Origin of the sequence: Gallibacterium genomosp. 1 (genome assembly GCF_001678575.1) — a bacterium.
Classification (GTDB): domain Bacteria; phylum Pseudomonadota; class Gammaproteobacteria; order Enterobacterales; family Pasteurellaceae; genus Gallibacterium.
Genome location: NZ_JTJP01000014.1, coordinates 12,384 through 32,425, shown reverse-complemented (window position 1 = coordinate 32,425; position 20,042 = coordinate 12,384). Strand labels below are relative to the sequence as shown.

16 protein-coding genes are annotated in these 20,042 nt (G+C 37.5%); all 16 read left to right on the top strand.

Annotated features, from left to right (window positions below):
* The 16 genes from QV04_RS04095 (at position 1) to QV04_RS04015 (ending at position 19,961) form a co-directional block, all read left to right on the top strand.
* Complete coding sequence (locus QV04_RS04095) at positions 1 to 564, top strand: DNA N-6-adenine-methyltransferase (RefSeq protein WP_065233191.1); 564 nt, start codon at positions 1 to 3, stop codon at positions 562 to 564.
* Positions 554 to 1,087: a hypothetical protein gene (locus tag QV04_RS04090; protein ID WP_065233190.1), complete on the top strand. Its 534-nt coding sequence runs from the start codon at positions 554 to 556 to the stop codon at positions 1,085 to 1,087. Before QV04_RS04095 ends, QV04_RS04090 begins: the two co-directional genes overlap by 11 nt.
* A 44-nt stretch (positions 1,088 to 1,131) precedes the next feature.
* Positions 1,132 to 1,581 (top strand): DUF1367 family protein, encoded by a 450-nt coding sequence (locus tag QV04_RS04085; RefSeq protein ID WP_039165124.1) that lies wholly within the window; start codon positions 1,132 to 1,134, stop codon positions 1,579 to 1,581.
* Between the two features lie 89 nt (positions 1,582 to 1,670).
* Positions 1,671 to 1,961: a DUF1364 domain-containing protein gene (locus tag QV04_RS04080; RefSeq protein WP_349019066.1), complete on the top strand. Its 291-nt coding sequence runs from the start codon at positions 1,671 to 1,673 to the stop codon at positions 1,959 to 1,961.
* Entirely contained in the window at positions 1,958 to 2,317 is a 360-nt protein-coding gene (locus QV04_RS04075) for a RusA family crossover junction endodeoxyribonuclease (RefSeq protein WP_065233189.1), read from the top strand. The genes QV04_RS04080 and QV04_RS04075 overlap by 4 nt, the downstream gene beginning before the upstream one ends.
* Positions 2,314 to 3,030: a hypothetical protein gene (locus QV04_RS04070; RefSeq protein WP_065233188.1), complete on the top strand. Its 717-nt coding sequence runs from the start codon at positions 2,314 to 2,316 to the stop codon at positions 3,028 to 3,030. Before QV04_RS04075 ends, QV04_RS04070 begins: the two co-directional genes overlap by 4 nt.
* Before the next feature lie 63 nt (positions 3,031 to 3,093).
* On the top strand, positions 3,094 to 3,717 hold the full coding sequence (locus QV04_RS04065; RefSeq protein WP_065233187.1) for a hypothetical protein: 624 nt from the start codon (positions 3,094 to 3,096) through the stop codon (positions 3,715 to 3,717).
* Between the two features lie 135 nt (positions 3,718 to 3,852).
* Positions 3,853 to 5,154 carry a restriction endonuclease gene (locus QV04_RS04060; RefSeq protein WP_065233186.1) on the top strand — a complete coding sequence of 434 codons (1,302 nt, stop codon included), beginning with the start codon at positions 3,853 to 3,855 and terminating at the stop codon, positions 5,152 to 5,154.
* 293 nt (positions 5,155 to 5,447) lie between these two features.
* Positions 5,448 to 6,260 carry a KilA-N domain-containing protein gene (locus QV04_RS04055; RefSeq protein ID WP_065233185.1) on the top strand — a complete coding sequence of 271 codons (813 nt, stop codon included), beginning with the start codon at positions 5,448 to 5,450 and terminating at the stop codon, positions 6,258 to 6,260.
* A 147-nt stretch (positions 6,261 to 6,407) separates the two neighbouring features.
* Positions 6,408 to 6,740, top strand: coding sequence for a phage holin, lambda family (locus QV04_RS04050; protein ID WP_039138492.1), 333 nt, complete (start codon positions 6,408 to 6,410; stop codon positions 6,738 to 6,740).
* Positions 6,733 to 7,140: a M15 family metallopeptidase gene (locus QV04_RS04045; protein WP_065233184.1), complete on the top strand. Its 408-nt coding sequence runs from the start codon at positions 6,733 to 6,735 to the stop codon at positions 7,138 to 7,140. Before QV04_RS04050 ends, QV04_RS04045 begins: the two co-directional genes overlap by 8 nt.
* Before the next feature lie 235 nt (positions 7,141 to 7,375).
* Entirely contained in the window at positions 7,376 to 7,657 is a 282-nt protein-coding gene (gene lysC, locus QV04_RS11750; protein ID WP_231924854.1) for a hypothetical protein, read from the top strand.
* Positions 7,630 to 8,385 (top strand): terminase, encoded by a 756-nt coding sequence (locus tag QV04_RS04030; protein WP_231924853.1) that lies wholly within the window; start codon positions 7,630 to 7,632, stop codon positions 8,383 to 8,385. Before lysC ends, QV04_RS04030 begins: the two co-directional genes overlap by 28 nt.
* Positions 8,386 to 8,387: 2 nt before the next feature.
* Positions 8,388 to 9,935: a TerL gene (locus QV04_RS04025; RefSeq protein WP_065233181.1), complete on the top strand. Its 1,548-nt coding sequence runs from the start codon at positions 8,388 to 8,390 to the stop codon at positions 9,933 to 9,935.
* 1 nt (position 9,936) lies between these two features.
* The gene (locus QV04_RS04020) at positions 9,937 to 12,099 is read left to right on the top strand and encodes a portal protein (protein ID WP_065233180.1); all 2,163 of its coding nucleotides are present in this window, start codon (positions 9,937 to 9,939) and stop codon (positions 12,097 to 12,099) included.
* Positions 12,100 to 12,164: 65 nt separating this feature from the next.
* Entirely contained in the window at positions 12,165 to 19,961 is a 7,797-nt protein-coding gene (locus QV04_RS04015) for an LPD38 domain-containing protein (RefSeq protein WP_065233179.1), read from the top strand.
* Positions 19,962 to 20,042: the final 81 nt, after the last annotated feature.

Sequence of the window (20,042 nt, the reverse complement as noted above, 5' to 3'; positions counted from 1 at the left end):
ATGGAATTTGATAAAGATACCTACCGCACCCCGAAATATATCATCAATTATATCCGCATACGTTATGGATATTGGAATGCGTGGGTTGATGGCTGTGCTTCTCCGCACAATGCTGTGTTTGATAGCTATATTGGAAAATCAGGACTTACAGAAGATTTTTTAGACTTTGATCCGTTAGCGATTGTGGGTGATTTTGCCGATCACTCAGTTTGTTTTTTTGTCAATCCGCCTTACTCTAATCCGTTGCCTTACGTTAAACGTGCAGCGGAATTAAAAGAACTAGGTTTTTTAGTAGTAATGTTGTTGCCTTGCGATAAAAGCGTTGAATGGTTCAAAGTGATTGAAGAAAAGGCGACAGAGGTCATTGATATAACCGGTTATTATGACGAAAAAGGCAGATGGAAAAACGGACGGATTAGCTTTTTACACCCAACAGAAAATGTTGAAGTGAAAGGCAACAACAAAGGCTCAATGATGGCAGTGTTCGACCCGACAATGCAAGGCTTTGTTACCCGACAAGTCAGTTTGGATTTTGTGATGAAGTGTGGTGGGTATGGCAACTAAACAAAATGCAGACTATGCACGCTTAGTAGAACGGTGGGATTTTTATTTGAATAGTGGTTTTTTTTGTTGTGAATTGAATTTTGTTAATGATTGTCTGATGAAACACCACTTTAGTTATCTCTATTCTGAGATGAGACAATTTAGCCTTGTGGCGATGTGGTATGGATATACCCTTAAATGTGAATGTCATCCAGATATAGATGGCGTACTTGTAAGTGTGCATCGTATGGGAGATTTGAAAGAGGGACATACTGAATTAATCAATATCGTTTTTGGTTGTTATTTCCACATCGAAGAACTAAAAACCACGGACAAAGTTTATAAAAGAACCGCCTTTTTATTGAGGTTAAAAAGCCCAGAAGAGTTAGGGGTTGATCCTCGTTTTTTCAAGTTAAATGAACTAGAGAAATTAAGAATGGTTCAGGAAGAACAAGAAAAATTAAGAAAGGAGCAGCAAACAAGCAAAACTCGCAAAAGAAAAGGCGGGCTAAACGCAAAACCACTAAAAATAAAATGGGAATAATGGGGGTTAAAAATAAATTATGAAGCGTGAGGTGGGTATAACCCGTGATTATTGAAATGGTTAAAGGTGCTGGCGGAACATTTGTTGCAGCAGATGACATATATCTTCCAGCACTGCAAAAATTTAAAAATGGTGAGATATACGAAGTTGAGGTAAAGCGAACTCGCAACCCTCAATTTCACCGCAAAGTCTTTTCCTTTTTTAAATTTTGTTTTGAACATTGGGCCGCGGATAAAACAGATTGGAAGTATTTTGATGAAAGAAAACAATTTGACACATTCCGCAAGCATTTAACCGTGTTAGCAGGCTTTAAAGATGTGAGTTATACGATAGATGGACGGGTTCGAGTTGAAGCGAAATCGCTCAGTTACGGCAATATGGAGCAAGATGAATTTGAGCAATGTTACAACGCTTTAATTAATGCTGCTTTAAAACATATTTTCGGTAATACAACCGATCAAAACATCATTAACCAACTATATGCGTTTTTTTAGGGGAAGAGGAAATGAACTGGGGATTTATCTTATCAATGTTGAGTTGCTTAGTGTTTTGGGTGTGTGTTGGTGTGATTATATTTTGAGGGATGATAATGGCTAATTTAAGAAAGGAAGCGAAAGGGCGTGAATGTCAGGTGAGATTGCCTGGAATATGTAATCATAATCCTGAAACTGTTGTGTTAGCACATTTTAGAATGGCTGGGCTAAATGGAGTGGGTATGAAGCCTGATGACCTGTTTGGGGCGTGGTGTTGCAGTAGCTGCCACGATGAAATCGATCGCCGTACACGGCAAATGCCTTATGAAGATGCTCGATTAGCTCACGCAGAAGGGGTATTGCGAACGCAGGCGATATTAAGAACGGAGGGTAAGCTATGAGTGATTGGGTAGAACTCTGCTTGCCATATCCACCAAGTGTTAATCATTACTGGCGACATACACGGCAAGGACGGCACTATATCTCAAAAGCAGGGAGAGAGTTTAGACAAAAAGTTTTGAATATCTGTAACCAGTTTGATCCTATTGCAGGCACAGTACAAATGCAAATAGATGTGTATTACCCAGACAATCGAGAACGTGATCCAGATAATTTGCAAAAAGCCTTATTTGACGCACTTACAGCATCAGGAATTATTGAAGGGGATAGCAATAGAGTCATAAAAGATTATCGAGTAAAGAGCGTTGGCGTAGTAAAAGGTGGAAGAGTAATAGTTAAATTAAAGGAGCTAAGATGAGCAGAAGTATTGAGTTGTTAGTTAAGATGTTCGATCCTCGTTGCGTTAGTGCAGAGTCAATAGCAAGAGGTCATAGCACACTATACAAAGAACAAATCTTAGCAGCATTTGCACAAGCGGAAAAAGCAGCTTTTGTTGGATATCATCTCTTATTACTTAAATATCGGTTTGATCAATCATCAAAAGATTATCTCACTAAATACATTGATTTGTGGCTAGCGGAAAAAGGTGTTAAAGATGATTTTGCAGTAAAAGCATTAAATTATGTGATTGATAGATTAGCTGACATACCGCTACCAACACAGTATAAGCGGCTAAATGCACTAAGACGGCGATATTTACGATCACAATACTCTTTCACGAAAGACATTGATATAGCTAATCAAGAGGCTGGACCGGATAAAAACAGTAAAGAAGCTAGAGAGCTAAGAATTAATGTCATTAAGGAAATGCGGAAAAGCAATATTTGCCCTCGTTGTCATGGTACGGGTGAAATTGGGCGAGAGCAGAAAAGGGTTTGTCCATCTTGTGAGGGAAAAGGGCGGTTAATTGCGACAAACGATCATCTTATTTATTCAATCGGATGTAGCGGTGAGTACTTTAGATGCTATTTACACGCATTAGTTGTTGAGTTTGAGCAGTTTGCACAAATACAGATGAGCGAGGCGGAAAGTATTATTAAACAAAGATTGAAAGCAGAAACTGTGGATTAGATCACTGTAAAATTATCTATAATTTGTTATCCTCCTGATTAATTTTAATTAGGAGGATTTTTTATGCTAGGAAAAGTATTTTTGGTTTCAGTTTTAAGCTCTGTGGTATTAGTGGGGTGTTCATCAATACAGAAAAGCTATGATACAGAATTTGCTAAAATGCAGGAAATTTATAAGTCACACAAATGGACTGAAATTCCTATTAGTAGGGAGCAACTTGAGAAAGGAATACAAAGAATAAAAGATAGGATGAAAAAAGAAGGTAACGGGGATGATGAGCAATTTGATATTAATAATTTTGTAGCTAATACCTATGTTAGTGAAGTGATAAAAGGGGAATATCCTAGAGTTTGGATGTATGTAGTTATGAATGTGAATACAAAAGAGGGTAAAGTCATTTATGAAACATTAGGCGATATGGTTTTTAATTGTAGAAACTCTAATGATGATCGCATGGAAATTGCATATAACTTAGTGGATATGGGAAAATTATCAGTAGTAATAATAATGAAAGGAATGCATTTAACTAAGCCATCTTATGTAAATATTGATATGTATGGAAAAGGTAGGGCGTCAGATCATTATAGAGTGTATATGAGCCAACAAGATATTGATAAAGCAATGTCAATGTATGATAAGGAAAATGGGTTCGATTATAAGAAATATGCTTGTGCAAATAATTATTAATGTATAACTGTTGCGATATCGCAACATTTGTGGTGATATCACCATAATTTGATTTTAGTTGTGGACATATGTTCATAGTCATATTTAAACAATAAATCTTATTTCTGTGATTAAATTCAATATATGAATGCAATAATGCTTATTTTGATTTTTATTTTTGCTATTATAATTTTGTTAACTTTTTATAAAGTTGGTTATATGGATGGATTTTCAGAAGGGCAAAAAAAATTAATAGAAAAGTATTTGAAAGAAGCAGAAAATAAGTCTGAAATTGAGAGGGTAAGGGCTAAGGAACAGTTAGATAAATATACTAAATTTTCGTATAAGAAATTAAATGAAGATTTGTTAAAAATAAGAAGTGATTTTGATGTTGAGTATAATAAGTCTTTAAGTGAACTTAGTAAAGTAAATGATAGAATAACAAAAGGTAATGCAGAGATAATAAAATTAAATAATTTAAAAAATGAATATGAAAATGATATTAAAAATATAAAAGAAAATTTTAAGGATTCTTTTATTCAAGGTAGAAAGTGGTTGCTGGATTTAATCAATGAACGCTATAAAGTTAAAGACGAAATAGATATTCAAATTTTACTTGATAAGAAAAGACCTGCAGTGAAAGCAGCTGAAAAATTATCTATCATTCAAGATGAAAGAAGAGAAGCGTTAATTAAAATAAAAGAAATGGAATATCAAATAAAGATGTACGAAGAGTATTTCCCATTTCTTTTAGATTATAAGAATGAAATACTAAATGATGAAATTAGATCTTTTGATAAAGGTAAGGAATTTACTCATGACCCCGTTAATAATTTTTTATCTCCAGAAGAATATTCATCTTTAACATTAGAGCAAAAAAATCAATTAGCTTTGGATAGATATATTCAACGAAGCTTATCTAATGTAGAGATAGGTAGAATGTATGAAAGATATATTGGATATATTTATGAACAAGAAGGATTTAATGTTCAATTTTTAGGTATTGAAAAAGGATTTGAAGATTTAGGACAAGATTTGATTTGTTCAAAAGATAATAAAGTAATAGTTATTCAAGCTAAGTGTTGGAGTAGCAACAAAGTAATCAGAGAAAGGCATATATTGCAGCTATATGCAACAACATTACTGCATAAGTTATGTAATGAAAATAAGGATGTTGAGTATGAGAGTATATTATTTACAACAACCATATTAAGTGATTTAGCTAGGGAAGTTGCCAGTAAGTTGGGCGTAAAAATAAAAGAAAAACAAACTCTTCCTAAAGATTATCCAATGATTAAATGTAATATTAATAGAAATGGCGAAAAGATTTATCATTTACCATTTGATCAGATGTATGACAAGGTAAAAATATCTGCAAAAGATGGGGAGTTTTATGCAAAAACTGTTTATGAAGCCGAGAAAAAAGGTTTTAGAAGAGCATTTAAGTGGAAAGGATAAAAATTAGAATTGACACAGTCTAATTAAATATATTATATTTCATTGAAGGTGTCGTAGCCTTAACAACAAGCGGAAATCCGCACCCGATAGCATAGCGGTTTTTTTATGCGTAAAATTTGTGTTTCTCCTTTTTCTTTTCTCACGAATTGAACGTACACATCTATTTATGCCGAGAGGGCGGAGAATAAAAGACCCGAAAGGGGAATAATCCCAGCCTACTTGTTGAGGTTTACGAACCTCTTGGCACCTCTATTAGAGGGTTAATTTCGTAAATAAACAACAAGGAGACATTTATGTCTAACATCATCACAGCCGATTACAACGGCACTCAAGTTTTCTTCCAAGATGACGCTTATCTTAATGCAACCGCTATTGCAAAACATTTTAATAAATCACCAAGACGTTGGTTAGAACTACCAACTACAATAGAATATATTGATTTACTTAGCAAAAAACTAAATGTCGGAAAATCCGACATTTTAAAAACTACTCGTGGTGTAAATGGTGGAACGTGGTTACACCGCCGTTTAGCCGTTCCATTTGCTCGTTGGTTAAATGTTGAATTTGCGATTTGGTGTGATGAACAGATTGAACAAATTTTAATTGGGCAAAATCAGCAACAAAACGTATCTTTTCCTAAAACCGATACTATTACTCCAGAAGAACAACGTATGATCCAAAACGCTGTTACAGCTACGCACCAACGAACAGGAATGAGTTATGGGGAAATTTGGTCTAGAGTAAAAAATAAATTTGGTGTTGCTAAGTATGAACAAATAAAACGATCAGATCATCATAGTGCAATGATTTATATTGCAAGTATGCCAATAGTAAACCAGCCACTATTAATAAATGGACGAAATCTAGAAGAAACGCTATCGGTAATGGTCGAGCTATACGGCTATTGTTTACACGCTTATGAAATGCAAGAAAAGCTATCTCAACATCCTGATTTAGCAGATAGAATAGATAGCAAAATTGGTGGGCAATATCTCCATAATCTCAAGCACCCACTAGAAAACGCAATGACAAAAGCTAAACGGTTTATCAGAAATAACAGTGAGAAACTGACGATTATTAAAGCAGTAGATCATTTGTTGAATTAATTGACTAGTGCAAAAAATTGCACTAGAATTTCCCATACTAGCCGAAGTGTAATTTCATTGCATTTTGGCTTTTTTATTGGAATTTTTTAACCCCAATGGTTTTTAACTGTTGGGGTTTTTTATTGCCTCAAACAAGGAGGCTGAGGAATGAAAATGCCTGAAAAAGATCCGAATGTATGGCTCATTGTTTGGGCGTATATTCAGCAAAATTACAATGCCATCACAGGATTTGTGATGGCTTTTTTTATGTCTATGTTACGGGCTTGGTTTTTGCAACAAAAAAGTTCATATCGTCAACGGATATTAGATGGTGCGATATGTGGAGCATTAACACTCTCGTGTATGTCGTTATTAAATCATTTTGGCTTGCACGAAAATTTATCAACCTTTATCGGCGGAATGATTGGTTTTATCGGTGCGGAAAAGATAAGAGAGTTTTTATTTAAATTTATTGCTAAAAAGGTGAGCAAAGATGAGTAAGTTTAAATTTTCAACAACCAGTGAAATGAGGCTTGTCGGCGTACATCCTGATTTGGTTAAGGTGGTGCGTACAGCGATTACGGAATCAGAATTTGATTTTATGGTTATTGAAGGGAAACGTAGTAAAGCAAGACAAGCAGAACTTGTTAAAAGTGGTGCAAGCAAAACAATGAACAGTCGTCATTTAACTGGCCACGCAGTTGATTTAGCTCCAGTAACGCTTGAAAACGGCAAAGCGGTTATCGACTGGAACAACAAAGCTAAATTTAAAACGTTAGCCGAATTAATCAAATCTATCGGTAAGCGTTTGAATATTGATGTTGAGTGGGGCGGAGACTGGCGTTCGTTTTATGATGGACCGCACTTTCAGTTAAGTCGCAAAGCATACCCAGACAGGTGAGATATGTTCACAACAAATAAATGGCTATATGTGATAGCAATTATGACATTGTTACTTATTAGTGTCGCGTATCAATATCAACTGATAAAAAATTTAAAAAGCGAAATTGATAAACAGTCTGACACAATAGCGACACAAAGTGCAACGATTATCCGATTACACGCAGAGGCGGTCAATAATCAAAAGCTGACACTCGAATTAAGTAAGCAAGAATCAGAGGTAAGGAGCAAATCAGATGATGTTATCAAAAACATATCAGCAGATGACAAAGCCAGTGATGCGTATAACAGTGTTGCTCCTAAGTCTATTATTGATTTCTTGCGCAAGTAAGCCAGTAACAATTGTTCAACCCAAAATTCCTGCTGTACTAATTAGTTATTTAGATCGTACTGAGTTTAATGGTCGTACTTACGGTGATGTCGCACAGTATGCCGTTATTTTAAAGCGTGAACGTGATATTTGTTTGAATCGCATTGATCGCATTCGTGAGTGGCAAGTGGAGAAAATGCAGAAGTAATTATGGCGAGAGTGAATTGGAAAGCACTGCAAGTTGAGTATATAAAAGCCTATGCGAAAACGGGTGTATCAATTCAGGCGTGGTGTGAGAAAAAGGGAATTAAGTATGCCACAGCAAAACGCTATATTAAAAAGCCTGATACCGTTTTTAATGATACAAACTGCGAAATAGATAATCAAAACTGCGAAATAGAAATTCAAGATAAATCAGTAGCTTATGAGGAAAATTGCGAAACGAACTGCGAAACAAATTGCGAAACTGCGAAACCGTTCCTCCAAACTGCGAAAGATGAAAAGGGGTTATTTGTTTCAGGTAACAATTTAGCCGTTAAACACAGCGGTTATGCCCGTTATTTTAAAGATAAATCCATTTTCGATCAGGTTGTTGATTTTAGCTTAAAAGATGAGATTGATTTAATGCGTCAGCGTGCGGTGGCAGCGATTGAAAGTGTAGAAAGATTTCAACTCGAGCTAACACAATGTGCGTCAGGCGAAGAGCAAGAAAAGATACTTAAATTAATTAAGTCAGCAGAGCAAGCATTGGATAGAGCGGTAGCGAGAATTGAGAGTTTAAATAATACCAATTCATCAATCCAACTTACTTTAGAAACGATTGAGTTTCGCAAAGCCCAAACTAAGGAAACGTTGCTAAAAGCAGATAAATTGGCGCAAGAACTCAACATTAAGAATAACGGCAGAAATACTGTGCAGTTTTTGGATGACTTTTAATTATGCGAATTATCTATCGAGCATCACCGACATTTAAAAAAGTCCATCGGTCTAACGCATTAGTAAAAGCCATTCGAGGTCCGATTGGTAGTGGTAAATCGGTGGGGTGCGTAAAAGAGATGTGGCGAATTTGTTTGAACCAAGAACCGAACGCACAAGGCGTGCGTAAAACACGTTGGGCGTGCGTGCGTAATACTTACCCAGAATTGAAGGGAACAGTAATTAAAACTTTTCAGGCGTGGATACCTCCCGAAGTTTGCCCGATTAAATATGACAGCCCCATTACTGGCAAATTAAACATTCCGCATCCAGATGGTAAAACCAGAGTAGAGGCGGAATTTCTTTTTCTTTCAATGGATAAGCCTAAAGATGTGAAAAAGCTAATGTCATTGGAATTAACAGGCGTGTGGATCAATGAAGCGCAGTTTTTGCCTGTTTATTTAGTCACTGAAGCAGTTACTCGTACAGGGCGTTATCCTGAAAAGAAAAAGGAGGAGGGATTTAATGGCGCGACCTGGAACGGAATGATTATGGACACTAACTCGCCTGATGATGACCATTGGTGGTATCAATTTGAGCAAGGTGTAGATGAAGAAACAGGGGAGCCATTAAAGCCTAAGGGCTGGGATTTCTTTGTACAGCCTGGCGCGTTGGTTGATATTACTAATACACCAGATAATGCCCTTACAGACGAGTTAAAAGAGATGCTAGAGGAAGGGCAATATACCGATTATTTAGGGCATCGGTTTGTGGCTAATCCGTTAGCGGAAAACGTAGAAAATCACAAAAAAGAGTATGGTTATTGGTTTGATAACGTACAAGGTCAAACATTAAACTGGATTAAATCAAGAGTGTGTAACGAATTTGCAACCGTTCAACAGGGGAAACCTGTTTTTGTCGATCATTTTAATAAATCTCTCCATGTTGCCAAAGATAAGCTATTGCCTGTTAAGGGATGGGCGACTTATATCGGTTTAGATTTTGGTTTAACGCCTGCAGCGATTATTGGACAGATTACATCATTTGGGCAGCTAAGAATCACTGACGAAGTCGTGGCAACTGGAATGGGGATTGAGCGCTTTATTCAAGAACAATTAATCCCACTTATCAAGGCAAAATATCAAGACTGTGATATTCAAGTCATTGGCGACCCTGCAGGTGTACAACGCGCGCAAACAGATGAAAAAACGTGCTTTCAAATTTTGTATGAAAACGGCTTAAATGCGATGCCAGCAAGCAGCAATTCAACGATAGCAAGATTAGAGGCGGTGCGGTGGTGGTTATCAAGATTAGTCAATAAAGGGCAGCCAGCTATGTTAATCAGTCCGCACTGCAAAACTTTGATCAAAGGCTATGAAACAGGCTATGCGTATAAAAAACTTAATGTTGCTGGCGATGAAAAATATACTGAAAATCCAGATAAAAACCGTTATTCACATCCACACGACGCTAATCAGTATTTATGTTTGAACACCATGCCGGACAAAATTAGAGAACAAATTATCAACATCAAACCACAATCACCGTTAAGCAGCAAAACAGGATATTAATATGGCAACAGCAGAAGTGAAAACGCTAGAGGGCTTTGGCAGCGAATTACAAAGCTTATTATACGAACAAATGAAACAGCGAAAACCGATAGCGGAGCGTTGGGTAAAGGATATGTATCAATACCGCAATCAGTATGAAAGCGGAACAAGTAGCAATGGTTCAAAAGTATTTGTTGGCTACACTAGAAGTAAAACCGATGCGTGGACGGCGCAAATGACGGATATGCTGTTTCCGTCTGATGATAAAAACTATGGCATTCAACCCACTCCAATCCCTGAAATTGCGACGCTCGCCAAACAGCAAACAGAAACGCCAGATGTAATGATGGCCAGACAATTAATGCAGCAGTCGAAAGACGCAGCAGAAGCAATGGAAAAGTTAATTGATGACCAGTTACTTGAATGTGATTATGCTGCAGAAGCACGTTTATGTTTGCATTATGCTGCCGTGCTAGGGACAGGTATTTTACGTGCGCCGATTGTAGAACTAAAAGAGAAGCGCTACTACCAGCAAGCACCAAGCGGAGAGTGGCAAGCGCAAACAGAAAGTTATTTAGCGCCAACAGCAAAAGTGGTTTTAACGTGGGATTTTGTCCCTGATATGTCTGCGCCAACCCTTAATGACTGCTTGTTTGTGTTTGAACGTAATGCGCTCACAAAAAAAGAATTACAAAAGTTATTAAAACACCCCTATTACTTAAAAGAGAGTATTACCGCCTTACTTGAAGTGGATGCAAGCGAAACACACAATTCAAGCAGTGATTTAGATTCTTACAATGACACATTGCGGGAGCTTTCTGGCTTAGAAAAAATCGTCAATGACAAACGCTATGAGTTATGGACGTATCACGGCAATATCCCCACCTCAATTATTGAAGAAGCGAACCAACAATTAGAAGAGGGGGATAAAATTGAGTTAAGCGAAGAGCAGCAACAACAAGATGAGATTAATGGTGTGATTGTAATGTCGGGTAACGGCAAGATTATCAGTGTTAACGTTAATCCACTTGATTTAGGGGAATTTCCTTATTCTGTTTATACTTGCGAACCTGATGCTGCCTGTTTGTTTGGGTTTGGTATTCCTTATCTTTGTCGAGACGCACAAGAAATCTTAAATACTGCTTGGCGAGGCATGATTGATAACAGCGTGCTAACGGTGGGCGATCAAATTGTCATTAATAAATCCGTACTTGAGCCTGCCGACGGGGAATGGGAAATTAAGCCGAAAAAACTTTGGACGACAGCAGGAAATGCAAGCGTAGCGGCGAGTGTAGAAGCGCAACGTGCATTTGGCGTATTTCCATTTCAGTCACGTCAAGCCGAATTTTCTAACATTATCCAAATGTCGAAAGCCTTTATGGACGAGGAAAGCGGATTGCCGATGATAGCACAAGGCGAGCAAGGTCAAGTTACGCCAACACTAGGCGGAATGTCAATGTTGATGAATGCGGCTAATGCCGTACGAAGACGGCAAGTTAAAGAGTGGGACGATTCAGTAACCAAGCCACTGATTAGACGCTTTTACGAGTACAATATGCAGTTTAGTGATGATCCAACGATAAAGGGCGATATGCAAATTATTGCGCGAGGGACATCTGCTTTGTTGGTGAAAGAGACGCAAACGGCACAGATTATTGACCTGTTAGACCGCTTTGGACAGCATCCTGAATTGAGTCAAGCATTTGACTGGTATGATGGCTTAAAAACCTTAATGCAGTCAATGTCTATGGGGGCTAAAAATATGCTTATTCCACGTGAAGAATATGAGCAAAAACTCCAACAAATGCAGCAAGCACAAGCACAGCAGCCGCAAGATCCAGCGATTATGAAAGCTCAAATGGAAATGCAACTTGCACAGCAAAAACAACAACACGAATTACAAATAGCTCAACTGAAATTAGAATCAGAGCTAAAAATTGAGCAAATGAAAGTGGCGATCAAAGAGAAAGAGCTTGAGATCAAGCTGATGGAAATCCAAGCCAACCAACAACATTCACAACAAAAACTACAAGTTGACAGAGAACTAGGACAAGCAAAACTTACAACCGATTTACAGCTCAATACAGGCAAACAAGCAATGGAAATGCAGAAATTTAAAACAGAAGTTGCCTTAAAGAATCAACCGCTGACGAATCCAACAGGCAACTATGGATTAGAACAGTAACATCAATTTACCACCAGCAACCGCCATAACGGCGGTTTTTTTATGCCAATTTTCGAGGGAATACTATGTTTTATTTAACTAACGAACGCTACAAAGAAATGACCCAACGTGCTTATGGGAAGAAAGATGCTGAAGAATCACCATTATCTTATATGAACTCAGAAGAAATCAGTCGTTATTCCGCACAGCCAAAAGAACAACAAGGCGTATTAGCCGATACAGCTGATGCCTTTCAAATGGGCGTTGGAAGAGGGGCGAGCGATTTAAGCCGTTTAGTGGCGATTGGTGCAAATAAACTTGGCTGGAGTAGCGTAGAAAGTTGGTTTAATAAAGTAGCTGATGCCTCTGCTAAATATGCTGACAGTCAAATGAATGAAATGTCGGATGAGATGAGAACGGCATTAAATCAAGATGTAACGGAGGATCCATCTGCGTTAACCAATATTCGTTGGTGGGCTGGAAATCTAGGCTCAGTGTTGGGAAGTGAATTAGATACCGTGATTGTTACGGCCGCGACACTGGGGACTGGTTCTGCTGCTTATGCAGGTGCAAAAACAGCCGCTAAACAAGGGGCGAAATATGTCCTCAAGAAAGAACTTGCAGAGAAAGTGGGGCAAATTGCTTTTAATGAGGCGGTAAAACGAGGCGCAAGTCAAAAATTAGCAAGAGTGGCGGGTTTTACAGCAGTTCAATCTGCCATGATGGCGGGTTCACGGGCGAATCAAGTTAGGGATGAAATGCTGAATTTATCCGATGATGATTTAGTGAACAATAACCAATTCATGCAGGATTACACCGATCTTTATCAATCAGAAGAAGGACAATTAATGAATGATGATGAGCGGTTTGAAGTAGCAAAAAACAATTTTGTTGCCAAGGCTTCACGAAATGCTGCTTTTAATCCAGCTTCAGTCTTGAGTGATTTGGCGACTAATGCGATTAGTGGTCTTGGTGGTGGTTTTATGGGTTTAGGTAAAGCCGCTAAAACAGTAAAAGGCGGATTACTTAAAGGGGCACTAATTGAAGGCGGAACAGAAGCCATTCAAGGTGTTACCGACCAAATGGCGGTTAATACTGCAGCAAAAGAATATTACGACCCGAATCGAGAGATTACAGAGGGAATGGCAAGCAATGCGATTCAAGGTGCGATTTTGGGAGCTGCTTTTGGTGCACCAACAGGCGCATTAGATGTTTATAGTAATAGACGTGTATTAAATAATGCTAAAAAGCAGTTGTTAGAATTTAAGTCAACGGGGAATGAAACTGTAGATCAGTCATTACGCAGTTATATTGATATGATCAATCAACAGGCAAACGATCTCGATGATTTAATCTCACAAAGCCGTTTTAACGCCCATTACACAATGGCGCAACGTGAAGCGAGAGCAGCTAATATAATGGCTGACTTAAATCAATCAACAAACCAACCTGATTTATCTCAGTCACAAACTCAAGATGCGGTTAATACATTTACGCAAAATCATACCCCAATACAAACTTCCGCCATTACAGAAAATCAATTGGGTGGAGTGGATGAAGTAGATATTGGGAATGGAAATTATCAACCAATCTCTTATGCGGTTGTCGATGCGACTAATTTAATGCCAGCACAGAATAAAGCGGATAATCAATTCAGAGACAGGAATCGTGTAGCAAGCTTGTCACAAATTAATGAGATTGCTAGAAACCTTGATCCAAGAAAACTATCTGCTAGTCCCACTATGGATATTGGAGCGCCTTTATTAGCTCAAGACGGATCAACGATTATTGCTGGAAATGGTCGAACAATGGCATTACGGCAAGCATATCAACAGGGGTTAGCTAATAATTACAGACAATATTTATTAGATAATGCTGATAAATTTGGTTTATCGCCTGAACAAATTTCTCAAGTCGCCAATCCTGTTTTAGTAAGACGTTTAAATGTTCCAGTGGATATTGCTCAAGCCGCAATTCGTTCAAATGAACAAGGCGGAATGCGTATGAGTAACCTTGAACAAGCTAAAGTGGATGCACAACGTCTGCCGAGTATGGATAACTTTTATATTGGTGACAATGGAAATTTAAATAATCCAAATAACCGGAATTTTATTCGTCAATTTATTCAAAACCAACCAGAAAACTTGCGTAATGAGCTATTAGATAGCACAGGCAATTTAAGTCAGACAGGCGTTCAACGGGTTAGAAATGCGATTTTGTATCGTGCGTATGGCGATACAGAAACTTTATCAAGAGCAGTAGAGAGTACAGATCCAGGTGCAAGGAATATTATTACCGCTCTTACTAGAGTGGCGCCAACGGTAGCACAAGCTAAACAAGATGTAGAGAGCGGAAGATTAAATAATGAGGTAGATCTATCGAGTGATATTGTGGCTGCTGTTGAAAAATATAACCAGCTTAAGCAACAAGATTTAAATATTGATGAATATTTAAAACAGCAAGACTTTGTTAGCGACATCACGCCAGAAGCAAAAGAAATCTTACAAATATTTAATGAAAATGCTCGAAGTTCAAAGCGTATTGCAGACATTTTAAATAATTATTATCAAGCTGCGCAAAAACAAGGAAATACATCTCAAACTAATATGTTTGGCGAGGTGATGTTTGATAGAGAGGGTACATTAGTACAAGCGAAGAATGTACAAGATTTATCCATAGAGCAATTTGATAACGATAATGCCAACAAATTTAGCCGTTCACCAATGAAGTCAGTTGAAGCCAACATCAAACGTGGTCGAGAGGCAATGAACAAAGCAATAGTCGAGAAAAATAGCGTTCATCGTGCAATGTATAATCATCAATTAGACGGTTGGATTGATTTTGAATGGGGAGATGTCGGTCGATTATTACCTTCTGGAAAAACAAAAGGAGCTATGGGCATTGCTCATATTATCGAATCAAGAATGAGAAAAGATAATATGAGTTATCAAGATGCAGCTTATATGCTTACAGATAGGGTAATTGATACTTTAGCTAAAGGACAAACAAGCAAGATCTATGAAAGTGGAAATGTAAAAAGTGTTTTTGTAGAACACAATGGAAATAGAGCGACATTAATTAAACGAGCAGGATCAAATAGTTGGTTGATGAATGCTTTTGAGTTAAATCCAGATGAACAAAGAGGAAGTAACGATCCTGATTTGCCTACGCATAACTTGCCTACACGTCAGCGTCAAGCTATGGGAGCTGGATTTGATGAAACTATAATCAATAATAATGATGAAATCAATAATGATGATATTCGTTATTCAAAAAATAATAATGACGACACTTATCTTGAATTAGCAAAACGTTATGAACAAGGCGATAAATCGGTTGAGCCTCAATTAAGAGAGCTTGTTGATGAAGTTGCAAGGAATAAAGGATTTGGTAAACCTGATTATCGAATGTCGCACGAAGCACCAAATCGCTATGATGATATTTCTAAAAGTATTGATGACTTATCTGCGCTTTATCCAGATGATTTATATTCTTCGCAGGGGTATCACTATTACGGTTCTGGCTATGTTGATATGGACAAAGAAGCGTGGCAAATTTTACGCCGTGTAAAAGGCAATCCAGAAGCTGAAGTTACTATTTATCGAGCATACCCAAAAGGCACAGGAGGTACTATTACTAATGGAGATTGGGTAACAATCGTTCGTGATTATGCAATAGAACACGGAGCAGGACCTTTACAAGGTGATTATGAAATTGTTAGCAAGAAAGTAAAAGCGAAAGATGTGTTTACTAACGCAGATTCATTATTAGAACAAGGCTATGATAATGGATTATCTGAGGTTGTTAATAATAAGAAAAAAATCAAACTTGATGAATTAATAACTTATGATGATAACGGAGAAATTATACCACTTTCAAAACGGTTTAATGCGAGAAAAAATGATGTTCGCTACTCAAAATCTAATAGCAATGCTATAAAATCATATGATAAAACACATCTACAAACCCTCCTTTCCAACATTTTAAAACCAGACCAATTATCCAATGTTGATATTGTTACAGGGCAAACTGCGCCAGAAAATGTGCGTCGATTTATCCGTGATGGCGTTGAAGGTTGGTTTAATCCAAGAACAAATAAAGTTACTATTGTTGCCGATAATATCCATGCAACAACCAGCATGAGCAAAGAGGAACGCTTAGCATGGGTAACATGGCACGAATTAGGGCATTTGGGTGTTAATGTCAGATACCGTGCAGAGTATCAGGGCATTATGGAAAAAGCACGTAAGCATAGCGTTGTTAATGCAATGACCCAAGCCATAATGGAGGATAGACAACGGTTTACTGATGAACAAGGTAATTACGCCGACCCAGCGGCAACCAATAAAAATATCGCCACAGAAGAAGCCTTAGTTGAGCTATTAGCTGCACACGAAACAGGGAATTTTGACGAGTTGCGTCAACGTTATGGAGTGAAAATCAACACATTGCACGAAAAGAATTTCAAAGCGTGGTTCAAGATTATTGCTGATAAAGTACGCCAATTAATGAATCGTTTATTCAATCGACCATTTAATGAAATGACCGATCACGATTTAGTGAGATTACTTGGTGGCATTAAAGAGGGAATTAACGGGAAACCTACACCACCTAATGGCGGTAAGCGTTTTAGTTTGAATGAAAGTGTAGATAGTGATTTTGCTAAAGCGGTGGATAGGGCAGTACAAGGCAAGGAAGTTTCTGGTTATGTGAATGTGGGCAAAACACCAACAGTATTGAAGATGTTAGGATTGCCTGATGTTAAAGTTACTATTCACGGTTCAACGTTTAAAAAAGTGATTGCTGGAAAACATAGAATTACAGCAGAGATGTTTAAGCAACTGCCAAGAGAAATCAATAATCCTGTTGCAGTAATGAAATCACAAACAATAGAAAATGGTTATGTTGTTTTGACAGAGCTTAATGAATATAGGAATGGAAAGAATAATCCTGTTATTGCAGCATTGCATTTTAAACAAGATAAAAACGGTGTAGAGCTAATTAATATTGCGAGTGCATACGGGAAAGAGAGTTTGTCTTCATTACAAAAAATGTTAGATAAATCTTTGCTTTATTGGAACAATAAAAAAGGGACTGATTTTGTTAATACCTTTGGGCTCCAATTGCCCGCATATGTATTAAAAAATCAATCCCCAAAAGGTTATCAATTTGCTAGGACAGTCGGGCTTCAATTGCCATCATCGCTCACTAGTGTTGATAACCTTTCTGCTTTAAATATTAAAACAGAAGATGACTTAAAGCAATATGTTCCCGAAGTTAAATTTTCAACAGCGACCGCTCCATTAGAAAATGCATTTGATAAGATTGGCTTAGGCAGTAAGAAAAGTACTATTGAACAAAGTATTGATAATTTCAAACAAGCTAAATCTAGAAGTTTTGCTGAATGGAAAACGTTAGCAAGTGAATGGGGCAGAACGGCTAATACGGCTATTTTTGATTCGCTTGCTCCAATTAAATATTGGGAAGATAAGGCTGGTGTGACAGATCATACTAAATCTGGCTACACAGCAGCACGTTTAGCTGCAGGCTCAGGATCGATTGCGGAGGCAAGTATGTTACACGGCTTGCCAGAATGGAAAGACGGTATTATTCAACGCAAAGCAGGGACGACTAAAAATGATGCGTTATTAGGTATTATGGAATCTCTTGGCAATGATATGAATGATTTTTTAGCGTGGGTTGCTGGTAATCGTGCTGAAAAATTAATGGCAGAGGGGCGAGAACATAATTTAACAGTTGAAGAAATTACCGCTTTAAAATCACTCAACAAAGGAAAAGAACAAAAATTTGAACAGGCACGTAAAAAATTAATGGCGTGGAACAAATCGCTACTTGATTTAGCGGAACAGGCAGGTTTATTCACTAAAGAAGATCGTGCTAAATGGGAAGATCCAGATTGGTACATCCCGTTTTATCGTGAAACAGAAGATGGAGATGTGTTAGCGCCTTTTAAGAATAAAGGATTAGCTAATCAAAATGCAGGCATTAAACGATTAAAAGGTAGCGACAAAGCGACAGCAGACTTATTAAGTAACATTATTACTAACGCAACAAAATTGATAGATGCCTCAGTGAAGAATGATGCTTTAACAAAAGCGGTCGTGAACTTAGCTGATACTGATGTTATTACCGTGATTGATAATCGAAAATTAATGCGGAATAAGCAAGGAAAAGTTGGTAATGATGGTGGATTAGCAGTTGTAAAAATTAAAGGACAAGATTATCTAATTGATATTCACGATAAAGCATTATTTAATGCGATTACTTCGGTGGATCAAAAGCCTCTCGATTATCCTGGGCGTAAAATTTTTGCAGGAGCAAAACGTATATTAACGGCGACTGTAACCTCTATGCCTGACTTTATTGTACGTAATTTCTTGCGTGACTTAGTACAAGCGGCTACAACAGATAGAAACCATATGCGATTAGGGATTGACTCATTAAAAGGTTTGAAAGAGGCATATAGTAAAGGCGGTGTATCAGTTGATTTAATGTTCTCAGGTGCTTCTTTTGGACACGGTTATCTTGATGCAGGCGATCCAAAACAAGCAGCGGAAAATATCCGTAAACACTTGCGTAAAAAAGGTTACAGCAAGTCAGACATTGACGGCTATATGAAAACGGTCGTTTGGTCTAAAGATCAATTCACTAACCTTTTAGATAAATATCAACATCTTAATTCTGCCGTAGAAAATGCTAACCGTATCGCTGTGTATGAAGCTGCATTACGTAACGGAAAGTCTAAAGCACAAGCCGCTTTAGAAGCGAAAGATTTAATGGATTTTTCGATGAAAGGAAATGCAAGAATTATTCGCTATGCCGCTGATGTATTGCCATTCTTTAATGCTCGGTTACAAGGGTTATCGCAATTAGGTCGTTCATTTAAAGATAATCCGAAAACCTTCGCCAAACGTGGGGCGATGATAGCTTTGACTTCTGTTGGATTAGCATTGGCGAATATGGGGAATAATCGTTATGAGGAATTGCCTGATGAAGAAAAAGACAATTATTGGCATATTTTCTTAGGCGATCAACATCTACGCATACCAAAACCTTTCGAGCTCGGTGTCGTTTTTGGCACCATACCAGAACGTCTATTAAGAACCACTTTAGGGGAAGATAGTACAAGTAAATTAAACGATAGAATATCTGCGGCAATTATCAATACGCTATCTTTAAATCCTATACCCCAAGTGATGAAACCTATTTTTGAACTTTATATGAATAAAGATATGTTCACTGGACGAGAAATCGAAAGTCTTTCAGATAAGAGGTTTATTGCGTCTGCTCGTTACGACTACAATACCTCATTGACGGCCAGAGAGCTTGGTCAAATTACAGGTAGTTTTGGTATTAGCCCTAAACAGCTTGATCATCTTGCCAGAGGGTACTTTGGTACGCTGGGAATGTATGTGCTTGGAATGAGTGATTATCTGCTTAGACGAACAGGTGATTATGGTGTACAACCAGATAAGAATATGAACGAATATCCTGTATTTAGCGCATTATGGGGAGGGAATATTAATGTTCCCCGCAGATATACCAGTTATATGAATGATTATTATGAGTACCTTAATAAGGTTACAGAGATTGTTGCTACTATTAATAATTATGAGAAAAAACGAGGTATGAAGCAGGAAGCAGAGCGTTTAAGAGCAGAGAATCAAGATTTATTGCGTAATGCGCCATTGCTTAATAAAACCCAAAAAGAAATTAAAGGTATCAAAGGGGAATTAGATTTAATTTATCAGGATAGAGTAATGAGTGCAGAGCAAAAACGCGCAAGAATAGATCGTCTATTAGAAAAACGTAATAATCTTATTAAGATGGTAGCTGAAAGAATCCAGAAGGAGGATTATTAATAATATTGACAACTGCAAAAAATGCAGTACAATTTTCCATACTAGCCAAAATGTAATTACTTACGTTTTGGCTTTTTTATT

Bases quoted from the DNA above. Each gene is read 5' to 3' on its own strand.
- QV04_RS04095 (WP_065233191.1), top strand. From the start codon at position 1: ATGGAATTTGATAAAGATACCTACCGCACCCCGAAATATATCATCAAT.
- QV04_RS04090 (WP_065233190.1), top strand. From the start codon at position 554: ATGGCAACTAAACAAAATGCAGACTATGCACGCTTAGTAGAACGGTGG.
- QV04_RS04080 (WP_349019066.1), top strand. From the start codon at position 1,671: ATGATAATGGCTAATTTAAGAAAGGAAGCGAAAGGGCGTGAATGTCAG.
- QV04_RS04075 (WP_065233189.1), top strand. From the start codon at position 1,958: ATGAGTGATTGGGTAGAACTCTGCTTGCCATATCCACCAAGTGTTAAT.
- QV04_RS04070 (WP_065233188.1), top strand. From the start codon at position 2,314: ATGAGCAGAAGTATTGAGTTGTTAGTTAAGATGTTCGATCCTCGTTGC.
- QV04_RS04065 (WP_065233187.1), top strand. From the start codon at position 3,094: ATGCTAGGAAAAGTATTTTTGGTTTCAGTTTTAAGCTCTGTGGTATTA.
- QV04_RS04060 (WP_065233186.1), top strand. From the start codon at position 3,853: ATGCTTATTTTGATTTTTATTTTTGCTATTATAATTTTGTTAACTTTT.
- QV04_RS04055 (WP_065233185.1), top strand. From the start codon at position 5,448: ATGTCTAACATCATCACAGCCGATTACAACGGCACTCAAGTTTTCTTC.
- QV04_RS04050 (WP_039138492.1), top strand. From the start codon at position 6,408: ATGAAAATGCCTGAAAAAGATCCGAATGTATGGCTCATTGTTTGGGCG.
- QV04_RS04045 (WP_065233184.1), top strand. From the start codon at position 6,733: ATGAGTAAGTTTAAATTTTCAACAACCAGTGAAATGAGGCTTGTCGGC.
- lysC (WP_231924854.1), top strand. From the start codon at position 7,376: ATGATGTTATCAAAAACATATCAGCAGATGACAAAGCCAGTGATGCGT.
- QV04_RS04025 (WP_065233181.1), top strand. From the start codon at position 8,388: ATGCGAATTATCTATCGAGCATCACCGACATTTAAAAAAGTCCATCGG.
- QV04_RS04020 (WP_065233180.1), top strand. From the start codon at position 9,937: ATGGCAACAGCAGAAGTGAAAACGCTAGAGGGCTTTGGCAGCGAATTA.
- QV04_RS04015 (WP_065233179.1), top strand. From the start codon at position 12,165: ATGTTTTATTTAACTAACGAACGCTACAAAGAAATGACCCAACGTGCT.